Origin of the sequence: Ruegeria sp. PrR005, assembly GCF_010500245.1 — a bacterium.
GTDB lineage: Bacteria > Pseudomonadota > Alphaproteobacteria > Rhodobacterales > Rhodobacteraceae > Ruegeria_B > Ruegeria_B marisflavi.
The window spans coordinates 190,625-208,047 of record NZ_JAAGOX010000043.1 but is presented as its reverse complement, the minus strand read 5'-3'; the positions used below and the strand labels follow the sequence as shown (position 1 = coordinate 208,047).

The following is a 17,423-nucleotide window of genomic DNA, read 5'->3' as shown; positions in this document are numbered from 1 at the left end:
GGTGCTTACTCCGCAGGCTCGGAAACGCCGGTCAGGATGGCACGGATCGCGGCCTCGTCGATGTCGTGGTGCTCGGCGATCACCACCATGCGCGAGCGGCGCTCCTCGCCCGGCTGCCAAGGGCGGTCATATTGGTGACGCACCCGTGCGCCTACCGCCTGCACCAAGAGGCGCATGGGCTTGCCCGCAACGGCGGCATAGCCCTTGACCCGCAGGATGTTCAGCTCGTTGGCCAGCCGCTCGATCCGCGCGACCAGTTCGGCCGGGTCGGATTGCTCGGGCAGTTCCACCACGATGCTTTCGAAATCGTCATGCTCGTGGTCGTCATGGCCGTCATGATGGCTGGGACGGGCGTCCATGTCGTCCTCGGCGGCGGCGCCAAGGCCCAGGATGACGCGCACATCCACGGCGCCCTCTGCCACTTCGACCACCGGCAGCGGGCGGGGGGCCTCGGCCGCGATCACCTCGCGCGCGCGGGCCACGCCCTCGGGGCCTGCCAGATCGGGTTTGGTCAGCAGGATGATGTCGGCACAGCTGATCTGATCCTCGAACACCTCGGACAGAGGCGTTTCATGGTCGATGGACTCGTCTGCCATCCGCTGGGCATCCACCGCTGCCACGTCGGGTGCGAAACGGCCTGCCGCCACCGCCTCGGCATCGGCCAGCGCGATCACGCCATCCACGGTGATCTTGGACCGGATATCGGGCCAGTCGAACGCCTTCAAGAGCGGCTTCGGCAGCGCCAGGCCCGAGGTTTCGATCAGGATGTGATCGGGGCGCGGCTCCAGCGCCATCAGCGCCTCGATGGTGGGGATGAAATCATCGGCCACGGTGCAGCAGATGCAGCCATTCGCCAGTTCCATGATGTTTTCCGCGGGGCATTCCGGGATGGCGCAGCTTTTCAGGATCTCGCCATCGACACCCACATCGCCAAATTCGTTGACCACCACGGCCAGCCGCTTGCCCTGCGGGTTCTGCATCAGGTGGCGGATCAGCGTGGTCTTGCCCGAGCCGAGAAAGCCGGTGATCACGGTAACGGGAAGTTTTTCAAGGGTGCTCATGGCTCAGGCTCCGATCGGGGGGATGCGCGCGGCGCAGTTCTTGCGGAAATGGACGGGACGCTCGCGCCAGGGGACCAGCCCGTCTGCGGTGGCGAGGTATTTGGTGACGCCCTCGACGATTGTGGCGATATCATCGGTCTCATCAAGGTTCTCATAGACAAAGGTCCAGCGCGCCGGACCGCCGCGCAGCACGATGGAACAGCCCTGATCGCAATTGGACAGACATTCGACCGGTTTAAGAATGACCCCTTCGGGCAACTCGGCCGCGCTCAGCGCGCGGTGCAGCAGGGCGCCGGGGCGCTGGGCATCGTCCTCGACCGGCAATCCGCGGCGGCAGGTGGTACAGACCAGCAGTTCGACTGGTGCAGCTTCGCTCATGTCTCTCATCCCCCCTCGTCAGGTGCGGGGGACGGGGTTTGCGCGGGCCACGCTCTCGGACATGGACCCGACACCGGAACACCCCGTCCGGTCTTGTCTTCGGGTGTTGGCAGGTCTCCCGGCTTGCGGATGTCAGGGTCTTGCCCTGTCGGGCGTCCCGCCTTCCCGGCCTTTCGGCCAGTGGCTTGGGCACCCTCTCCGGTCACGGTCGCGGGGGCGGCTGCGCTTGACGCCCGGCCTCTTGGCCGGTCCGCTGGCACATTCCCTTTTCATCCGGTTTCCCGGACACCAACAGCAGGCACATGCGGCAAGCGCGGGGGACTTGTCAAGCACGCCGGACCGGGGGACACAGGGCTTTGCTGAAAAGCGACCGCTGGGGATCACCCAGCGGCATCCGCCCCGGCCCGCGTCCGCAGCCACGATAGAAAGAGCTGCGCCCGCGCCGGGGAGGCGGCCGCCCGTGGCGGCCGGATCAAGTAATGCGACTGGGAAAAGGGAATCGGTTCGCCCGCCAGGCGCAACGGCATGCCCTGCGAGATGGCATTGCGGGCAAAGCGGGTCAGGATGGTGGCATAGCCCGCCCCGGCGAGCACCAACTGGATGGCCGAGACCGTGGTATCCACAGAAAACAGCGCCGCACGCTCCGCCGGTGGCAGCCCCTGCGCCTCGAACCAGCGCGCCCAGTTGTCCTCGTACCCTAAGATATGGATCTGCGGTGCGGCGCGCAGCGCCTCGGGCGACAGGTGCGGCCCGTCGGCGCGGCCGATCGGCACGATGGTCTCGTCGCACAACTTTTCGGCCAGCAGTCCGGGCCAGTCGCCGTGACCCAGGCGGATGTCCAGATCGACATCCTCGTTTTCGGGTCCGTCGCCCCAGATGTTCGACACCAGCCGCACCGGGATATCCGGATAGGCCGCCGCAAACGCGGGCAATTCCGTGGCAATCCAGTAGGTCGCGGTTGAGATCGGCGCGCGAATCCGCAGGGTCTGACGGGTCGCAGGCCCGAACAGGCTGTTGGTGGACAGGGCGATATCGGCCAGCGCCCGGCGTACGGTCAGCGCATAGGATTGCCCCAGCTCGGTCAGCCCCAGCCGCCGGGCCGCGCGCGAGAACAGTCGCTCGCCCAGGTCGGCCTCGAGCGAGCGGATATGCAGCGACACTGCGGTCTGGGTCAGCCCAAGCTCTCGCGCGGCTTCGGTGAAATTGAGATACCTGGCGGCGGCCTCGAATGTCCGCAGCCAGGTCGGATTAGGCAGCCTGTCCAAATAGGTTCCTCCACTGTCCCTTCGCGCGCCGCCCAGAAAATTTCAAATTTTCTGGACCAAAATTCTGTTCAGAATTTTGTCAGTTTCCGAGGTCAGGTCAATTATCGCAAAAATATTTTTGGTATTTTCCCCGTTATTATTCGTTTCTGTTGGTGTCTCTCTCAGCAGATACTGCGCCCGAAACAAATCATCCGGGGTGTTCCCCGTTGGGAGGACAATATGAAAGTAGGGTTCATCGGACTGGGCAATGTGGGTGGCAAGCTCTCGGGCTCGCTCCTGCGCAATGGCGTCGATCTGACGGTGCATGATCTAAATTCCGACCTCGTCGCGGGGTTCGTGTCCCGTGGCGCCCAGGCCGCCCAAGGTCCGGCGCAGATGATGCGCGATTGCGACGTGGTGATCACCTGCCTGCCGTCGCCCGCCGCCAGTGCTGCGGTGATGCAAGAGATGCTGCCCGAGGTGAAGGACGGCAAGATCTGGCTCGAGATGTCGACCACCGACGAGGCCGAGGTGAAGCGTCTCGGTGCGCAGGTGATCGAACGGGGCGGCGCCGCCGTCGACTGCCCGGTTTCGGGGGGGTGCCACCGGGCCGATACCGGCAATATCTCGATCTTTGCGGGCTGCGACCGCGCCACCTTTGAACGCATCCTGCCCTTCCTCACCATCATGGGCCGCCGCATCCTGCACACCGGCCCGCTTGGCTCTGCCTCGGTGCTCAAGGTGATGACCAATTACCTCGCGACCGCCAACCTGCTGACCTGCTGCGAGGCGCTTGTGACGATGAAGGCCGCAGGAATGGACATGAACACCACCTATGAGGCGATCAAGATCAGTTCCGGTACCTCCTTCGTGCATGAAACCGAAAGCCAGGTGATCCTGAACGGCAGCCGCGACATCAATTTCACCATGGATCTGGTGAAAAAGGATATCGGACTGTTCCAGACCATCGCCGATCGCGCTGGCGTGCCGCTGGAAATCTCGCCGCTGATGATCGAGATCTTCAACGACGGCATCCGCCGCTATGGCGAGCGGGCGCAGTCCGACGATATCATCCGCCGCCTCGAAGAGGCGACCGGCCTGTCGATCCTGGCCCCCGGCTTCCCGGCCGAGATGGTCGATGACGAACCGGAGGAACCCGGTTACGAGGTCGTGCCGCAAGGCGCCGAATTGCGCGCCGCCGAGTAACGGCGGCACCCGGACAAGGTCGCGCCGCCCGCATGTTGATCGGGCGGCGCCAACCACGACGCGTCATTGATTGACGGATCAATATAAAAAACCTAGCCTTTCCCCAGACGTCGGTCGCGGGGCAAGGGAGGGTGCATGCCGAAAACTGGAATGGAGCCGATCCGGCGCGACGCCATCGTCAAGGCGACGATCGCCGAGCTAGGCGTCCAGAAAAGCCTCGACGTGACCGTCAGTCAGATCGCCAAGCGGGCGGGGATATCCAGCGCGCTGGCGCATCACTATTTTGGCGGCAAGGACCAGATCTTTCTGGCCGCCATGCGCCATATCCTGACAGAGTTTGGCGATGAGGCCCGCAGCGAACTGCAAAACAGCGCGACCGAACGGCGGCCGCATGCCATTGTGCGCGCCTGTTTCGCGCATTCCTGCTTTACCCCGGATGTGATTGCCGCCTGGATGACCTTTTATGTGCTGGCCCAGACCAACACGGACGCTCTGCGGCTGTGGCGGATCTATCAGGCGCGGCTCTATTCGAACCTTGTCCATGCCTTGCGGCCGGTCGTTTGCAACCCGCTGGAGGTCGCCCGCGACATGCGCGCCTTGATCGACGGGCTCTATATTCATGCTGCTCTGGATGCGCCCGACGCGCCCGAGATCGCTTGTGACCACGCCTTGCGCGTGCTCGACACCCTGTTAGAGGCCGGTAAATGACCCAACCCAATATCCTGATCCTGATGGTGGATCAGCTCAACGGCACCCTGTTTCCCGACGGACCCGCCGACTGGCTGCACGCACCCAACCTGAAACGGCTGGCGGCACGCTCGACCCGGTTTGCCAATGCCTATACCGCCAGCCCGCTTTGCGCGCCGGGGCGGGCCAGCTTCATGTCGGGGCAGTTGCCCTCGCGCACCGGGGTCTATGACAACGCCGCCGAGTTCCGCAGCGATATTCCGACCTATGCCCATCACCTGCGCCGCGCGGGCTATTACACCTGCCTGTCGGGCAAGATGCATTTTGTCGGCCCCGACCAGTTGCACGGGTTCGAGGAGCGGCTGACCACCGATATCTATCCGGCCGATTTCGGCTGGACGCCCGACTATCGCAAACCGGGCGAACGCATCGACTGGTGGTATCACAACATGGGGTCGGTGACTGGGGCAGGTGTGGCCGAGATCACCAACCAGATGGAATATGACGACGAGGTCGCCTATCACGCCAAGGCCAAGCTTTACGATCTGGCACGCGGCAAGGACGACCGCCCCTGGTGCGTCACTGTCAGCTTCACCCATCCGCATGACCCCTATGTGGCGCGGCGTAAATACTGGGACCTCTACGAGGATTGCGAGCACCTGCTGCCTGAGGTGGGCGATCTGGGCTACGACAATCACGATCCGCACGCCAGGCGCATCTTCGACGCCAATGACTGGCGCAGTTTCGACATCACCGAGGACGACATCCGCAAGTCGCGCCGGGCCTATTTCGCCAATATCTCCTATCTCGACGACAAACTGGGCGAGATCCTCGACGTGCTGGACACCACACGGCAAGAGGCGATCATCCTCTTTGTCTCGGATCACGGCGACATGCTGGGCGAGCGCGGGTTGTGGTTCAAGATGAACTTCTACGAAGGCTCCGCCCGAGTGCCGCTGATGGTGGCCGCGCCGGGCATGGCCCCGGGGCGCATCGATACGCCGGTTTCGACCATCGACGTGACGCCCACGCTGGGCGAACTGGCCGGTGTCGACATGGCTGAGATCGCCCCCTGGACCGATGGCTCCAGCCTGGTGTCGCTGGCCAACGGAACCGAGCGCACCGCGCCGGTGCTGATGGAATACGCCGCCGAGGCATCCTATGCGCCGCTCGTGTCGATGCGCTATGGCAAATGGAAATACAACCGCTGCGCGCTTGACCCCGACCAGCTCTTCGATCTGGACGCCGACCCGCACGAGCTGACCAACCTCGCAGACCACCCCGATCATCAGGGCACGGTGCAAAGCCTGCGCGCCAAGTCGCAGGCCCGCTGGGATCTCGACCGGTTCGATGCCGAGGTGCGCGCCAGTCAGGCCCGCCGCTGGATCGTTTACGAGGCGCTGCGCCTGGGCGGCTATTACCCCTGGGACTACCAGCCGCTGCAAAAGGCCTCGGAACGCTATATGCGCAACCACATGAACCTTGATAATCTGGAGGAAAGCCAGAGGTTCCCGAGGGGGGAATAGGGGCGCGAAAAGGAGGCCTGAATGGCCAAGGTTTACGTGCCATCAACCGGGGTCGAGGACTGGAAACGCTTTCTCGCCAACCCTGAGACCCAATGGCAACGCGGCTATTCTGCCATGGCCGCCGCCCTTTCCTGGGAGGCGGCGCAGGGTTTGCCGCCCGAGATATCGGACCTTGTCGGCGGTTCACCGGAACTGTTGCTGGCGATCCCCGAACACAAGGTCGCCTTGCCCGGTGGCCGTCGCGACAGCCAATGCGATGTCTTTGCCCTTGTCAGGGCCGGCGAGGAAACCCTCGCAATCGCCGTCGAGGCAAAGGTCAACGAGACCTTTGGCCCCACAGTCGGCGAGTGGATGAGCAACGCCAGCGACGGCAAGTTGGAGCGCATGCGCTTCATCCGCGACCTGCTCGGGCTGAGTGCACCGCCGCCTGACGATCTGCGCTATCAGCTGCTGCACCGGACCGCCGCCGCGATTCTGGAAGCCCGGCGGTTCAAGACCGACCGCGCGGCGATGATCGTGCAATCCTTTTCGCAGAATCACCGCTGGTTCGAGGATTTTGCGGCCTTTGCACGGCTGTTCGGGCTCAAAGCCCGGCCAGGGCAGGCTATGAACCACATTCTGCCCTCGAGCATGCCGCTGTTGCTTGGCTGGGCGGTCGGATCGCCGGATTTTCTCTGAGGTACCGTTCGTTTTGGATGTCGTCGTCTCTTTAAGGGCGCATAGCAAACTCTTTGGCTGAAAAAGCTGCCATCCAAGCTTTCAAGCGCTCCACAGGTTGCCGCGGCCATCCAGAGCGTTGCGGAGGAGGTAGTGCTTCGACTTTGGGCACGCAATCGGGGCCCTGATCGGCTAATCTCTTGTCCAAAAGGGGGAGATCATGACGACATCAGAACACATCGCGGCGTTGACCGCTCTTGTCGAAACCTATGTCATAGCGATGACCCGGGGCGACCGGCCCGCGCTGGAACGGATCTTCTTCGACCGGGCCAGCGAGGTGGGCCATTACGAAGGGGAGTTGCTCTGGAACTCCCGCGACGCGTTCATCGCCATGTGCGAGGACGCGGCGGATGCGGAAGCGGCCCCGTTCTGGGCCGTCCGCGCAATCTCGGTTCAAGGCGACATCGCGATGATCCATGTCGAAAACGACTGGGCTGGCATGCGCTTTGACGATTTTCTCACGCTCCTGTTGCACGAGAGCAGCTGGCGCATCGTGTCAAAGGTCTATCGCATCCGCTGAATGGCCCGGATTGCCGGACCTTACCCGTTCAGCAAAGCCTCAACCTCGGCCACACTGGCCGCGCCCTTCAGCATGGTAAAATCGCCGCGCTCCAGCATGGCGCGGGTGCCGTCCAGCAGAATCTGTTGCGTCACCCGGGCCAGCCCGCCACCGATGGAGATCCGGGCAACCCCCAGCGCGCCCATCTGCGCGGCCGTCAGATCCCGCATTTCCCCCGCCGCCAGCAGGTTGACCGGCGTCCCGGTGTCGACCAGTGCGCGGGTGGTGTCCGCATCGACAAGCGGGGCATAGATCACGTCCGCACCCACCTGGGCAAAGGCCAGGCACCGGCGTAAGGCCTCGGCTTGATCATAGTTTCGCATCAGCCAGCCATCGGCGCGGGCGGTCAGCACGATCCCCGCCTGGCGGGCCGCCGTCACCGCCGCTTCGATCCGGGCCAGGGCCAGGTCGAAGGGATACGATCTCTTGGACGGCATTTCGGTATCCTCGATCGACACCCCGGCCAGTCCCGCCTCCGCCGCCAGCCGCACCGTCTCGGCCACGGTTTCGGGACTGTCGCCGAACCCGTTCTCGAAATCGCCATTCACCGGCACATCGACCGCGGCGCAGATATCGGCCGCGTGCAGCAAAGCGACCTCGCGCGCGATTTGCCCGCCATCCGCCAGACCCAGGGTAAACCCATGCCCGGACGAGGTCGTCGCCAGCGCCTGCGCCCCCAAACCGGCCATCACCTTGGCCGACCCGATATCCCAAGGGTTCGGCGTCACCACGGGATTGCCGGGAACATGCAGGGCCCGGAAACGTTCAGTCAGTTCGTCGCGGCGCATGACACGGCCCCTTCCATGATCTCTCCGCTCAACCCCGAGCTTTGCCGAGCATAGCCAAAGTCGGGAGCGAAAGGAAAAGCAATCCTTTCAGAAGGTCGTGATCATCCCTGACGCAACAGTTGGTCTTCCATTCCGTCTCCGGCTCCGATCCAACAGCCCAAGCACGGGCAAATCTGTTCAGAATTCGGTAGATGTGATAGTGTTCACGGGGTCATCCCTGACCAGCCATTTGCGGGAGACTGCCATGCCCCAGGGCTTCTACGACGCAGAAATGAGCCGTAAACAGGAGGCTCTCGCAGCCACGCCCGACATGCAGGCACAGCGCCGGGTCATACTGGATCACCTGGCACTCAAGCCCGGAGAGGCGGTGCTCGACATCGGCTCGGGCAATGGGATCATGGCAAGGGACATGCTCGGCATTGTTGGACACTCGGGATCGGTGACCGGTCTCGATGCGGCGGAGCCGATGATCGCGATGGCCCGCGCGCTGTGCCCCGGTGGCAAATTCGTTCAGGGCGATGCCTGTGAATTGCCGTTCGATGACGACAGCTTTGATGTGGTCACAGCCGCGCAACTTCTCTGTTTCCTGCCCGATCCCGAGGCTGCGTTACGGGAAATGCGCCGGGTGCTGCGCCCGGATGGGCGCCTTGTCATTCTGGATACCGACTGGGGCTCGCTTGTCTGGAACGCCCGGGATCCTGACCTGATGGCAAAGGCGATGCGTATCTATATCCGGCCCTATGCAGACGCCTATCTGCCCCGGACGCTGTCACGGCGACTGAGCGCGGCCGGGTTCGCCGTCACGGCGCGCGAAACCCTGACTGTGCTGAACTGGACGCCCGGTCCGGACAATTATGCCCACCTCACGGCAAGTTTCATGGAATCGATCATGGCGGCGGCAGCAGATTTCTCGGATGAGGACTGGCGACGCTGGCAGGACGATCAGAAAGCCGTGGCAGAGGCCGGAGACTACATGTTCTCGCTCAATCGCTATATCTTCGACGCGCGGCCGATCTGACGCCCAACCATAGTGCGGGTCAGGACCCCAAAGACTGACGGCTCTGGTCCAGCAACAGTTCCGCAAGCGCCCGGGCATCGGCCCGCGCTGCGGCTGCATCCGGCACCGTTTCCCCCTGCGCCGCTTCGATCCAGACCCCGTCCATATAGGCCTGTATCGTCGTCTGCACCCGGTCCAGAACCCGCTCCGGCACCAGTTGCCGCAGTTCCCCGCGAATGTTGCTTGCCACCCGCGCCCGGTTGATCCGGTGCAGCCGGGACAGCGCGGGCGCATAGGGCGCATTGGCCCAGAACTGGATCCAGACGGAACATTGCGCGGGCGTGAACAGCGTATCGTCGAAATTCGCCTCGATCATCGCGATCAACCTGTCGCGCGGCGTCGCGGCCTCGGCCAACCGCGCCAGGGTCGCGACCTTCAGCACCGACAGCAGGCGGCGCATGGTCTCTTCCATCAGCCGGTCCTTGGAGCCGAAGTAGTAATTGATCGACGCCGCCGACGCCCCGGCCTCGCGCGCGATCTCGGCCATGGTCACGCCGGCGAATCCCTTGCCATGGATCGATCGGATCGCGGCCACGACCAATTCGTCATTACGGATATCGCGAATGCGTTTTCGTCCCATGGCGCCATATTGGCCAAACTGAGAGGGCAGGCAAGATTAAAGGGTTACGCAAAAAATTGAATGACCATACAAGAATTTGTTTTGCTGAACAGATAATAGTGGTATCTGCCATGTTCATTCGGCCAACCCCGGAGGAGGGAGGCCGGAAACAACTCCCAGGGAGGGGCAATGATACTGAACGGAATTCTGAGCTTCGGCTTGATCCTGACCTTTGGTCTGGTGGCCTTCTGCGTCATCAAATGGCGCAATGTGACCTGTATCGGCCCGACGCCGGTGCCCCTGTTCACCTTTGTCGCGATCCTGTTCACCTCCGGCCTCGATGTCGGACTGATCATGTTTCCGCTGACCGAATTCGGCGGCTATGCCGAGGATCCGGCCTATGCCTTTGCCAACCCACTGGCGATCGAGTTCGGTTTCTGGGGCTTTCTGATCTGGGCCTTCTACTTCCTGACCGCCTTCTATTTCTGCGTCATCGAACCCCGCGTCGGGTTCTTCGAGATCCCTCTGGTCAAGCTGATCAACAACGTGGTGATTATCGGCACCTGCGCCTTTACCGCCAGCCTGTTCCTGATCTACCTGCCCGGCTATATCCCCGAGATCGGCGATGGGCAGACGGTAGTTACCACCTTCTATCTGATCGTCTTCGTCACCATCCTGGCGGCGGCTTACAGCTCGACCGACCTGAAATATGTCCGCGTGCTGTCGGTGGGCTCGACCCTTCTGTTCATCGCGCTGATCCTGGGCATGTGGGTCTATTCCGGCATGGGGGCCAGCGCCCTGGGGGCCAATGTCGCGCTTCTGGGTGACTACTTCACCAACCTGGACAAGTTTGCCCTTCCGCTGACCGACTATCACGCCTTCTACCTGTTCTGGTGGTTCGCCTGGTCGATCATGATCGGCCAGTTCACCTCGCGCTTTGTCGGTGGGCTGAAGACCTGGCAATTGCTGATCGCGCTTCTGGTGTTCCCCTCGATCCCGCTCGGGATCTGGTTCGCGGTGCTGTACTACTATCACACCGCCGCCATTCCCACCGCCGGGTTGTTGAACCTGGCCATGATCATTGTCGGCGTCACATTCGTGATCAACTCGCTCGACTCGCTGATCCGGCTGTACACCGACAACCTGTCGCTGACGGTCGCGCGGCTGGGCAAGACCCCATATGTGGCGCTGAACGTCGCCGTCCTGTTCACGCTGACCCTGCTGTTCCAGAGCCAGTGGCTCCAGATCCAGTGGATCGGCTCGATCGTGATCGGCCTCTATCTGGCCTGCATCGCCTATATCGCGCTGCGCCACAGGGGCGCGGTCATGGCGATCAGGACATCTCCCGAAGACAACACGCTCGATTTCCACAAGGTCGAAAGCGTGCACTGACACAACCGGACCCGGCCCTCGCGCGCCGGGTTCCTTTCGCGCCACCGGCGCAGACACAAACAGAGAGTAAGACGGATGGAAGCGGATTTTGTCATCGTGGGGGCCGGCAGCGCGGGCTGCGCCATGGCCTACAGGCTCAGCGGGGCGGGGGCCTCGGTGCTGGTAATCGAACATGGCGGTACCGATGCAGGGCCGTTCATCCAGATGCCGGCGGCGCTCAGCTATCCGATGAACATGTCGCGCTATGACTGGGGTTACCTGTCCGAGCCCGAACCGCATCTGAACAACCGCCGCCTGGTCTGCCCGCGCGGCAAGGTGATCGGCGGGTCGTCCTCGATCAACGGCATGGTCTATGTGCGCGGCCATGCGATGGATTTCGACACCTGGTCCGAGATGGGCGCCGATGGCTGGGCCTATGCCGATGTGCTGCCCTATTTCAAGCGGATGGAGACATGGCACGATGGCGGCCATGGCGGCGATGCCGCCTGGCGCGGCACTGACGGGCCGTTGCATGTCACCCGAGGCCCGCGCTCGAACCCGCTGTTCCAGGCCTTTGTCGAAGCCGGGCGGCAGGCCGGTTACGAGGTGACCGGCGACTATAACGGCGAGAAACAAGAGGGCTTTGGCCCGATGGAACAGACCGTCTGGAAAGGACGGCGCTGGTCTGCGGCCAATGCCTATCTGAAACCGGCGCTCAAGCGCGAGAACTGCGACGTGGTGCGCGGCCTGGCCGCCCGCGTGGTGATGGAAGAGGGCCGCGCCACCGGGGTCGAGATCATCCGGGGCGGCAAGGCCGAGGTGATCCGCGCCCGGCGCGAGGTGATCATCGCCGCCTCCTCGATCAACTCGCCGAAACTGCTGATGCTGTCGGGCATCGGCCCTGCGGCGCACCTGGCCGAACATGGCATCGCGGTTGTGGCCGACCGCCCCGGTGTGGGCGCCAACTTGCAGGACCATCTGGAACTTTATATCCAGCAGGCCGCAATCCAGCCGGTGACGCTTTACAAATACTGGAACCTCTTCGGCAAGGCGGCCATTGGCGCGCAATGGCTCTTTACCAAGACCGGCCTCGGCGCCTCGAACCAGTTCGAAAGTGCGGCCTTCATCCGCTCGCAGCCCGGCGTGCCCTATCCGGATATCCAGTATCACTTCCTGCCCATCGCGGTGCGCTATGACGGTCAGGCCGCGGCCGAGGGCCACGGCTTCCAGGCCCATGTGGGGCCGATGCGCTCGCCCTCGCGCGGGGCGGTCACGCTGCGTTCGGACCGGCCCGAGGATGCGCCGGTGATCCGCTTCAACTACATGAGCCATGAAAAGGACTGGGCCGATTTCCGCACCTGTATCCGGCTCACGCGCGAGATCTTCGGGCAGGAGGCGTTCAAACCCTATGCCGGAAAAGAGATCCAGCCGGGTGCTGCGGTGCAGAGCGACGAGGAACTCAATGCCTTTATCGCCGAACATGCCGAAAGCGCCTATCACCCCTGCGGCACCTGCCGCATGGGCCGGGCGGATGACCTGAACGCCGTGGTCGACGGGCAGGGCCGGGTGATCGGGGTCGAGGGGCTGCGGGTGGCCGACAGCTCGATCTTTCCGCAGATCACCAATGGCAACCTCAACGCGCCTTCGATCATGGTGGGCGAGAAGATGTCGGACCATATCCTGGGCCGCGACCCGCTGCCGCGCGCCAATGACATCCCCTGGATCAACCCGCGTTGGGAGGCCTCGCAACGGTAAGGTTGGGGCAGAGATTTTTCGTCGAAAAATCTCGCGCAGGGCCAGCCATTTGATCCCTGTCAATGTCGGTCCCGTGGTGGGCGGCTAGCCTCTGGGCTGACATTGAAAAAGGAGCGAACGGATGTCCCATACCCCGCATGAACTGGCCGAGGAATTTCCCGAAAAAATCGACCTGATGAGCCAGCTCAAGCAGACGGATGCGCATTTTTCCCGGCTGGCGGATGAGTACCACGATGTGAACCGGGCAGTGCACCGGGCCGAGACCAACGTGGAGCCGATGGAGGAACTGGCCGAGGTCGAGCTGCGCAAGAAACGCGCGGCCCTGAAGGATGAGATCTGGGGCATCCTGTCCAAGGCCTGACCCAAAGGGGCGGGGGCGCTGCCCCCGTCGCCTGTCGGCGACTCCCCCGGAGTATTTTCAGCGAAATGAAGATCAGTTGACCTCGTAGGGCAGGGTGCCGCGCCGGTCGGTGTTGATCGTCAGGCGCCGCTCCAGCGGCGGGACAGACCGCTGGTGGCAGGTCTTGCGCTCGCAGATGCGGCAGGAAATGCCGATCGGCTCGAAGGCAGAGGCATTGCTGACATCGAGATTGTCCGCATAGACCAGCTGGTCGGCATGGCGCACCTCGCAGCCCAGACCGATCGCATAACGGCGCACCGGTGCCCCGAACGACCCGCCTGTTTTCGACACGTCACGGGCCAGAGAAATGTAGCGCACGCCATCGGGCGTTTCCGCCAGTTGCCGCAGGAAATGGCCGGGGGTCTCGAACGCGCGATGCACGTTCCAGAGCGGGCAGGCGCCGCCGAAGCGGGCGAATTGCAGCCGCGTGGCCGAGTGGCGCTTGGTGATGGTGCCCGCCTGATCGACCCGGACGAAGAAAAACGGTATGCCCTTGGCGCCCGGCCGCTGCATCGTCGACAGGCGATGCGCCACCTGCTCGATCGAGGCGCCAAAACGCGTGCTCAGCAGTTCCAGATCGTGGCGCGTCTTTTGCGCTGCATCCAGGAACGCGCCATAGGGCATCAGCGCCGCCCCCGCGAAATAGTTGGCAAGCCCGATCTTGGCGATGGCGCGGGCCTCTTCGCTGTGGAACCGGGCAAAATCGAGCGTGGCCTCCAGCAGCGAATTCTGGCTCAGCAGCGCCACCTGCAACAGCAATTGGAACACCTGAGTCTGAGGCGCCGACCGAGAGGACAGACGCAGTTTACGCTCGGCGGCGTCGTACTGGCGCAAGGCTTCGATATCGGCGATTTCGACCGTCACGCCGCGTTCGGTCAGCGCGGCCAGCGCCGCGCCGCGCACACCCTCGGCCTGGGCCCGGGCCGCGAACCGCTCTGCCGCGTGATCGACCGCGTCGATATAGTTGTCGCAATAGTGGAAGAAATCGCGCACCTCTTCCCAGGGGCTGGCCTGGATGCGGGCATCCTCGCGCCCCAGCGCCTCGTCCAGCGAGGCCAGCCGCTCATGTGTCTGCCGGTATGTGCGGTGCAACTCGATAAAGGCGCGCGCCAGCGCCGGTGCGTTCGACGCGGTCAGGCGCAGATCGGCCAGCGGCGGCATCGCATCGGCGAAAATGGGATCGGCCAGCGCCTCACGCATGTCGCTGACCAGCCGTTCGCTGTCGCCGGTGCTGAGCTCGGTCACATCCAGACCAAATTCCTGCGCCAGCGCCAGCACCACCGAGGTCGAGACCGGGCGGTTATTGTTCTCCATCTGGTTCAGATAGGGCAGCGATACCCCCAGCTTGGCGGCGAAATCCTTTTGCGTCAGCGACAGGCGGTTGCGGATCTCGCGCAGCTTGGCGCCGGCATAGAGTTTCTGGGTGGCCATCGGGTGCCGACTCTTTGCAAATTAACCTTGTCGAGAGGTTACGTTTGCAAAGCGCGCGCCGCAAGCTCAACCGGCTGTCCGTCGCGAAAGACCTGGCGCCATTCCAGGATGCTGACGCTCTGGCGCAGGCCCGTGGGCCAGAACGGGTCTTTCTCGACAAGGGTCTGGACATCGGCGCGGGTCGCGGCCTCGACCAGCCACATGCCGCCACGCCCCTGGGTTCCGTCGAGCAACGGTCCGGCGCCAAGAATGGCCGCGCCATGCCGCGCCAGAAACACAAGGTGTTCGGTCATATGCCTTTGGCGCAGATGTTCCTTGCCGGGATTATCCTGAAACGTGACACGGTAGAGCATGATCTGTCCTTTCGGTGCTAAGGCGGACAGGATGGCATGCTGCAAATCTGCTGTTCAGGGTGGAATAATGCAGCCAGGAAATGCAAGATTGCCGCGATGAACTGGGATGACATGCGGTTTCTGCTGGCGGTTGCGCAGGCGGGCAGCCTCAAGGGGGCAGCTCGCTCCCTTGGCGTGGACAAGACCACGGTGTCGCGGCGCCTGCGGGCGCTTGAGGCGGCGTTGGGACGCCAGGTGGTCGAGGTGCGCGGGCAGGGGCTGACCCTCACCGATTTCGGGCGCCGACTGCACCGCCATGCCGAGGTCATGCGGGACGAGATGCAGGCGGTGGATGCTCTGGCCGGGGCGGACACCGGCGGTGCCCTCGGAACGGTGCGCCTGTCGGCGGTGCCCATGGTGATCAACCAAATCCTTGTGCCTGCGCTCGGCACCCTGCGCACGGCGGCTCCGGGACTGCGACTGGAGTTGATTGCCGAGGCGCGGGATCTGAGTCTCTTGCGTGGCGAGGCCGACATTGCCCTGCGCCTCGCGCGCCCGACAGAGGGCGGGCAGGGCGTGCTGGCGCGCAAGCTGGGCGATCTTGACTATGCCGCCTATGCCCTGCGCGGCGCCGCCGGGGATTTGCCCTGGATCGGTTATGAGTCGCGCATGTCCTACCTGCCTCAGGCGGCAGCGATTGCGCGGGCGGCCGCCGCCGAGGGTGCGGCCCATATCTCGGTCAACGATGCCGAGACCCTGTTCCGGCTTGTGTGCTGCGGCCACGGCAAGACGCTGCTGCCCCGGATCGTCGGCGATGCCGAGCCATGTCTGGTCGAACTGCCATTCACACATGGTGCGCTGCCCAAACGTGAGTTTTGGCTGATGGTGCGTCGCGAATTGCGAGAGCTTGAGCGGATCCGTCTGGTCGTGCAGTGGGTCGAGCGCACCCTTGCCCCGCTGCCTTCACAGACCCAGCCGACGCGCCCGCCAGATCACCGCGACAATGGCGGCCACCCCTAGCAGGGCGGTGGCAAACATCAGCCACAAGAGCGGCATCGCCCCGGTTTCAGGTGTGAGCAATGCGCCCGCCAGCGCGCTCAGCGCCGCGCCCAGGCCCAGCATGATCGACCCGTTCAACCCCGAGGCGCTGCCCGCCAGATGCGGGCGCACTGACAGGGCCCCGGCGGTGGCATTGGGAATCGACATGCCGTTGCCGACGCCCACCAGTGTCATAAAGCCAAAGAACGTGTATTCGTTGCCGCCCCCCGCGAGCATGATCACCAGCGACAGGAAGATCCCCAGCGCGTTCATCAAGCTGCCCCCAAGGATCATCCGGTTGACCCCCACCCGGGTAGAAAACGCGCCACTCAGGAAGTTCCCGGCAAAATATCCGATCGCGGGCGCGCCGAAAAACAGGCCCATGCGCCCCGGCTCCATCCCGAACACCTCGGTGCTGACAAAGGGCGCCCCGCCCAGATAGGCAAAGAACGCGCCCGAGGAAAACCCGCAGGCCATCGAATAGCCCCAGAACCGGGGCGAAGTCAGCAGCGCGGGATATTCCCGAAACTGCTGTGCCAGCGTCTTGCCGCTTTTCAGCGCGGTTTCCCCGAAATCGAAATAGGTCAGCGCCAGCGCCAGCCCGCCCAGTGCCAGGAGCAGCCAGAAATTCGCCTGCCAACCAAAGATCTGGTCCAGCTGCCCGCCCACGGCCGGGCCGATCATCGGCACCACCGCCATGCCCATGGTCACCCAGCCCAGCATCGACGCCGCCTGATCCTGCTCGTACATGTCGCGCACCGCGGCGCGGCTCAGCACGATGCCGACCGCGATCACCGCCTGACACATGCGAAAGAACAGAAAGATCTCGGCCGTCGGCGCCACGATGCAGCCCAGCGTCGCCGCCATGAACAGGCCCAGCCCCCACAGGATCACCGGCCGCCGCCCGGCCTTGTCCGCCATCGGGCCGATCACGATCTGCATCGCCGCATTCACCGCCAGGTAAAGCGCGACAGAGAGTTGCATCAGCCGATAGTCGGTTTCGAAATATTCGGTCATGTTCGGCAGGCTGGGCAGAAAGATATTCATCCCCAGCGCCGACAGGCCCGACAGCAGGATCAGCGTCACCAGCTTGGGCGGAGTCCGTTGCGAAGGGGCCGAAGTGAACTGCATGGTTTACATCTATGGCTGCCTACATGGGGAGTCCATGTCGGCCGATAGAGTTAAGGTGTTAATTAACAAGTTTGCATTTAGCAAAACATGTCTTGCCAATACTTTGCAAATTTGCCGAATAACGCTTTGGACAGACGCCCGGACACTCTATTGTCCGTACAAATTTCACAAGGGACAATCGCC

18 protein-coding genes and 1 riboswitch are annotated in these 17,423 nt (G+C 63.5%); of the genes, 10 read left to right on the top strand and 8 right to left on the bottom strand.

Features of this window, described 5'->3' with window-relative positions:
- Positions 1–5 precede the first annotated feature (5 nt).
- The 3 genes from cobW to G0P99_RS18355 all read right to left on the bottom strand — a co-directional run bounded on the left by cobW (position 6) and on the right by G0P99_RS18355 (position 2,704).
- The gene (gene cobW / locus G0P99_RS18365) at positions 6–1,061 is read right to left on the bottom strand and encodes a cobalamin biosynthesis protein CobW (protein ID WP_164131935.1); all 1,056 of its coding nucleotides are present in this window, start codon (positions 1,059–1,061) and stop codon (positions 6–8) included.
- A gap of 3 nt (positions 1,062–1,064) precedes the next feature.
- On the bottom strand, positions 1,065–1,439 hold the full coding sequence (locus tag G0P99_RS18360) for a DUF1636 domain-containing protein (RefSeq protein WP_164131934.1): 375 nt from the start codon (positions 1,437–1,439) through the stop codon (positions 1,065–1,067).
- 90 nt (positions 1,440–1,529) lie between these two features.
- Positions 1,530–1,747: riboswitch (cobalamin riboswitch) on the bottom strand.
- Positions 1,748–1,819: 72 nt separating this feature from the next.
- Complete coding sequence (locus G0P99_RS18355) at positions 1,820–2,704, bottom strand: LysR substrate-binding domain-containing protein (RefSeq protein ID WP_164131933.1); 885 nt, start codon at positions 2,702–2,704, stop codon at positions 1,820–1,822.
- A gap of 219 nt (positions 2,705–2,923) precedes the next feature.
- On the opposite strand from G0P99_RS18355, the gene G0P99_RS18350 reads away from it, so the two are divergent.
- The 5 genes from G0P99_RS18350 to G0P99_RS18330 all read left to right on the top strand — a co-directional run bounded on the left by G0P99_RS18350 (position 2,924) and on the right by G0P99_RS18330 (position 7,339).
- A complete protein-coding gene (locus G0P99_RS18350; RefSeq protein WP_164131932.1) occupies positions 2,924–3,889 on the top strand; it encodes an NAD(P)-dependent oxidoreductase in 966 nt (321 codons plus the stop codon).
- A 135-nt stretch (positions 3,890–4,024) separates the two neighbouring features.
- Positions 4,025–4,597, top strand: a complete 573-nt coding sequence (gene betI / locus G0P99_RS18345) for a transcriptional regulator BetI (RefSeq protein ID WP_164131931.1) — start codon at positions 4,025–4,027, stop codon at positions 4,595–4,597.
- Positions 4,594–6,102 carry a choline-sulfatase gene (gene betC, locus G0P99_RS18340; protein ID WP_164131930.1) on the top strand — a complete coding sequence of 503 codons (1,509 nt, stop codon included), beginning with the start codon at positions 4,594–4,596 and terminating at the stop codon, positions 6,100–6,102. Before betI (G0P99_RS18345) ends, betC begins: the two co-directional genes overlap by 4 nt.
- A gap of 21 nt (positions 6,103–6,123) precedes the next feature.
- Positions 6,124–6,780: a hypothetical protein gene (locus tag G0P99_RS18335; protein WP_164131929.1), complete on the top strand. Its 657-nt coding sequence runs from the start codon at positions 6,124–6,126 to the stop codon at positions 6,778–6,780.
- 199 nt (positions 6,781–6,979) lie between these two features.
- Complete coding sequence (locus G0P99_RS18330; RefSeq protein WP_164131928.1) at positions 6,980–7,339, top strand: nuclear transport factor 2 family protein; 360 nt, start codon at positions 6,980–6,982, stop codon at positions 7,337–7,339.
- A gap of 20 nt (positions 7,340–7,359) precedes the next feature.
- On the opposite strand, the gene G0P99_RS18325 is transcribed toward G0P99_RS18330, so the two are convergent.
- Positions 7,360–8,166, bottom strand: a complete 807-nt coding sequence (locus tag G0P99_RS18325) for an isocitrate lyase/phosphoenolpyruvate mutase family protein (protein ID WP_164131927.1) — start codon at positions 8,164–8,166, stop codon at positions 7,360–7,362.
- A 244-nt stretch (positions 8,167–8,410) separates the two neighbouring features.
- Between G0P99_RS18325 and G0P99_RS18320 the strand changes: the two genes are divergently transcribed.
- Positions 8,411–9,184 carry a methyltransferase domain-containing protein gene (locus G0P99_RS18320; RefSeq protein ID WP_164131926.1) on the top strand — a complete coding sequence of 258 codons (774 nt, stop codon included), beginning with the start codon at positions 8,411–8,413 and terminating at the stop codon, positions 9,182–9,184.
- A gap of 19 nt (positions 9,185–9,203) precedes the next feature.
- On the opposite strand, the gene betI (G0P99_RS18315) is transcribed toward G0P99_RS18320, so the two are convergent.
- Entirely contained in the window at positions 9,204–9,803 is a 600-nt protein-coding gene (betI, locus tag G0P99_RS18315) for a transcriptional regulator BetI (protein WP_164131925.1), read from the bottom strand.
- Between the two features lie 174 nt (positions 9,804–9,977).
- Here betI (G0P99_RS18315) and G0P99_RS18310 point away from each other — a divergent pair, with 174 nt between their 5' ends.
- The 3 genes from G0P99_RS18310 to G0P99_RS18300 all read left to right on the top strand — a co-directional run bounded on the left by G0P99_RS18310 (position 9,978) and on the right by G0P99_RS18300 (position 13,269).
- A complete protein-coding gene (locus G0P99_RS18310) occupies positions 9,978–11,174 on the top strand; it encodes a BCCT family transporter (protein WP_164132018.1) in 1,197 nt (398 codons plus the stop codon).
- Between the two features lie 75 nt (positions 11,175–11,249).
- Complete coding sequence (betA, locus tag G0P99_RS18305; protein WP_164131924.1) at positions 11,250–12,908, top strand: choline dehydrogenase; 1,659 nt, start codon at positions 11,250–11,252, stop codon at positions 12,906–12,908.
- Between the two features lie 121 nt (positions 12,909–13,029).
- Complete coding sequence (locus G0P99_RS18300) at positions 13,030–13,269, top strand: YdcH family protein (protein WP_164131923.1); 240 nt, start codon at positions 13,030–13,032, stop codon at positions 13,267–13,269.
- Positions 13,270–13,341: 72 nt separating this feature from the next.
- Here G0P99_RS18300 and G0P99_RS18295 read toward each other — a convergent pair whose 3' ends face one another.
- Together G0P99_RS18295 and G0P99_RS18290 are read right to left on the bottom strand one after the other, a co-directional pair.
- Complete coding sequence (locus tag G0P99_RS18295; RefSeq protein ID WP_164131922.1) at positions 13,342–14,739, bottom strand: short-chain fatty acyl-CoA regulator family protein; 1,398 nt, start codon at positions 14,737–14,739, stop codon at positions 13,342–13,344.
- 38 nt (positions 14,740–14,777) lie between these two features.
- On the bottom strand, positions 14,778–15,092 hold the full coding sequence (locus tag G0P99_RS18290; RefSeq protein ID WP_164131921.1) for a YciI family protein: 315 nt from the start codon (positions 15,090–15,092) through the stop codon (positions 14,778–14,780).
- Positions 15,093–15,188: 96 nt separating this feature from the next.
- On the opposite strand from G0P99_RS18290, the gene G0P99_RS18285 reads away from it, so the two are divergent.
- Entirely contained in the window at positions 15,189–16,091 is a 903-nt protein-coding gene (locus G0P99_RS18285) for a LysR family transcriptional regulator (protein ID WP_164131920.1), read from the top strand.
- Here G0P99_RS18285 and G0P99_RS18280 read toward each other — a convergent pair.
- Positions 16,035–17,240 carry a multidrug effflux MFS transporter gene (locus G0P99_RS18280; protein ID WP_164131919.1) on the bottom strand — a complete coding sequence of 402 codons (1,206 nt, stop codon included), beginning with the start codon at positions 17,238–17,240 and terminating at the stop codon, positions 16,035–16,037. The genes G0P99_RS18285 and G0P99_RS18280 overlap by 57 nt on opposite strands.
- Positions 17,241–17,423: the final 183 nt, after the last annotated feature.

Coding starts and splice junctions, on each gene's coding strand:
- cobW (WP_164131935.1), bottom strand. CDS start 1,061: ATGAGCACCCTTGAAAAACTTCCCGTTACCGTGATCACCGGCTTTCTC.
- G0P99_RS18360 (WP_164131934.1), bottom strand. CDS start 1,439: ATGAGCGAAGCTGCACCAGTCGAACTGCTGGTCTGTACCACCTGCCGC.
- G0P99_RS18350 (WP_164131932.1), top strand. CDS start 2,924: ATGAAAGTAGGGTTCATCGGACTGGGCAATGTGGGTGGCAAGCTCTCG.
- betI (WP_164131931.1), top strand. CDS start 4,025: ATGCCGAAAACTGGAATGGAGCCGATCCGGCGCGACGCCATCGTCAAG.
- betC (WP_164131930.1), top strand. CDS start 4,594: ATGACCCAACCCAATATCCTGATCCTGATGGTGGATCAGCTCAACGGC.
- G0P99_RS18335 (WP_164131929.1), top strand. CDS start 6,124: ATGGCCAAGGTTTACGTGCCATCAACCGGGGTCGAGGACTGGAAACGC.
- G0P99_RS18330 (WP_164131928.1), top strand. CDS start 6,980: ATGACGACATCAGAACACATCGCGGCGTTGACCGCTCTTGTCGAAACC.
- G0P99_RS18325 (WP_164131927.1), bottom strand. CDS start 8,166: ATGCGCCGCGACGAACTGACTGAACGTTTCCGGGCCCTGCATGTTCCC.
- G0P99_RS18320 (WP_164131926.1), top strand. CDS start 8,411: ATGCCCCAGGGCTTCTACGACGCAGAAATGAGCCGTAAACAGGAGGCT.
- betI (WP_164131925.1), bottom strand. CDS start 9,803: ATGGGACGAAAACGCATTCGCGATATCCGTAATGACGAATTGGTCGTG.
- betA (WP_164131924.1), top strand. CDS start 11,250: ATGGAAGCGGATTTTGTCATCGTGGGGGCCGGCAGCGCGGGCTGCGCC.
- G0P99_RS18300 (WP_164131923.1), top strand. CDS start 13,030: ATGTCCCATACCCCGCATGAACTGGCCGAGGAATTTCCCGAAAAAATC.
- G0P99_RS18295 (WP_164131922.1), bottom strand. CDS start 14,739: ATGGCCACCCAGAAACTCTATGCCGGCGCCAAGCTGCGCGAGATCCGC.
- G0P99_RS18290 (WP_164131921.1), bottom strand. CDS start 15,092: ATGCTCTACCGTGTCACGTTTCAGGATAATCCCGGCAAGGAACATCTG.
- G0P99_RS18285 (WP_164131920.1), top strand. CDS start 15,189: ATGAACTGGGATGACATGCGGTTTCTGCTGGCGGTTGCGCAGGCGGGC.
- G0P99_RS18280 (WP_164131919.1), bottom strand. CDS start 17,240: ATGCAGTTCACTTCGGCCCCTTCGCAACGGACTCCGCCCAAGCTGGTG.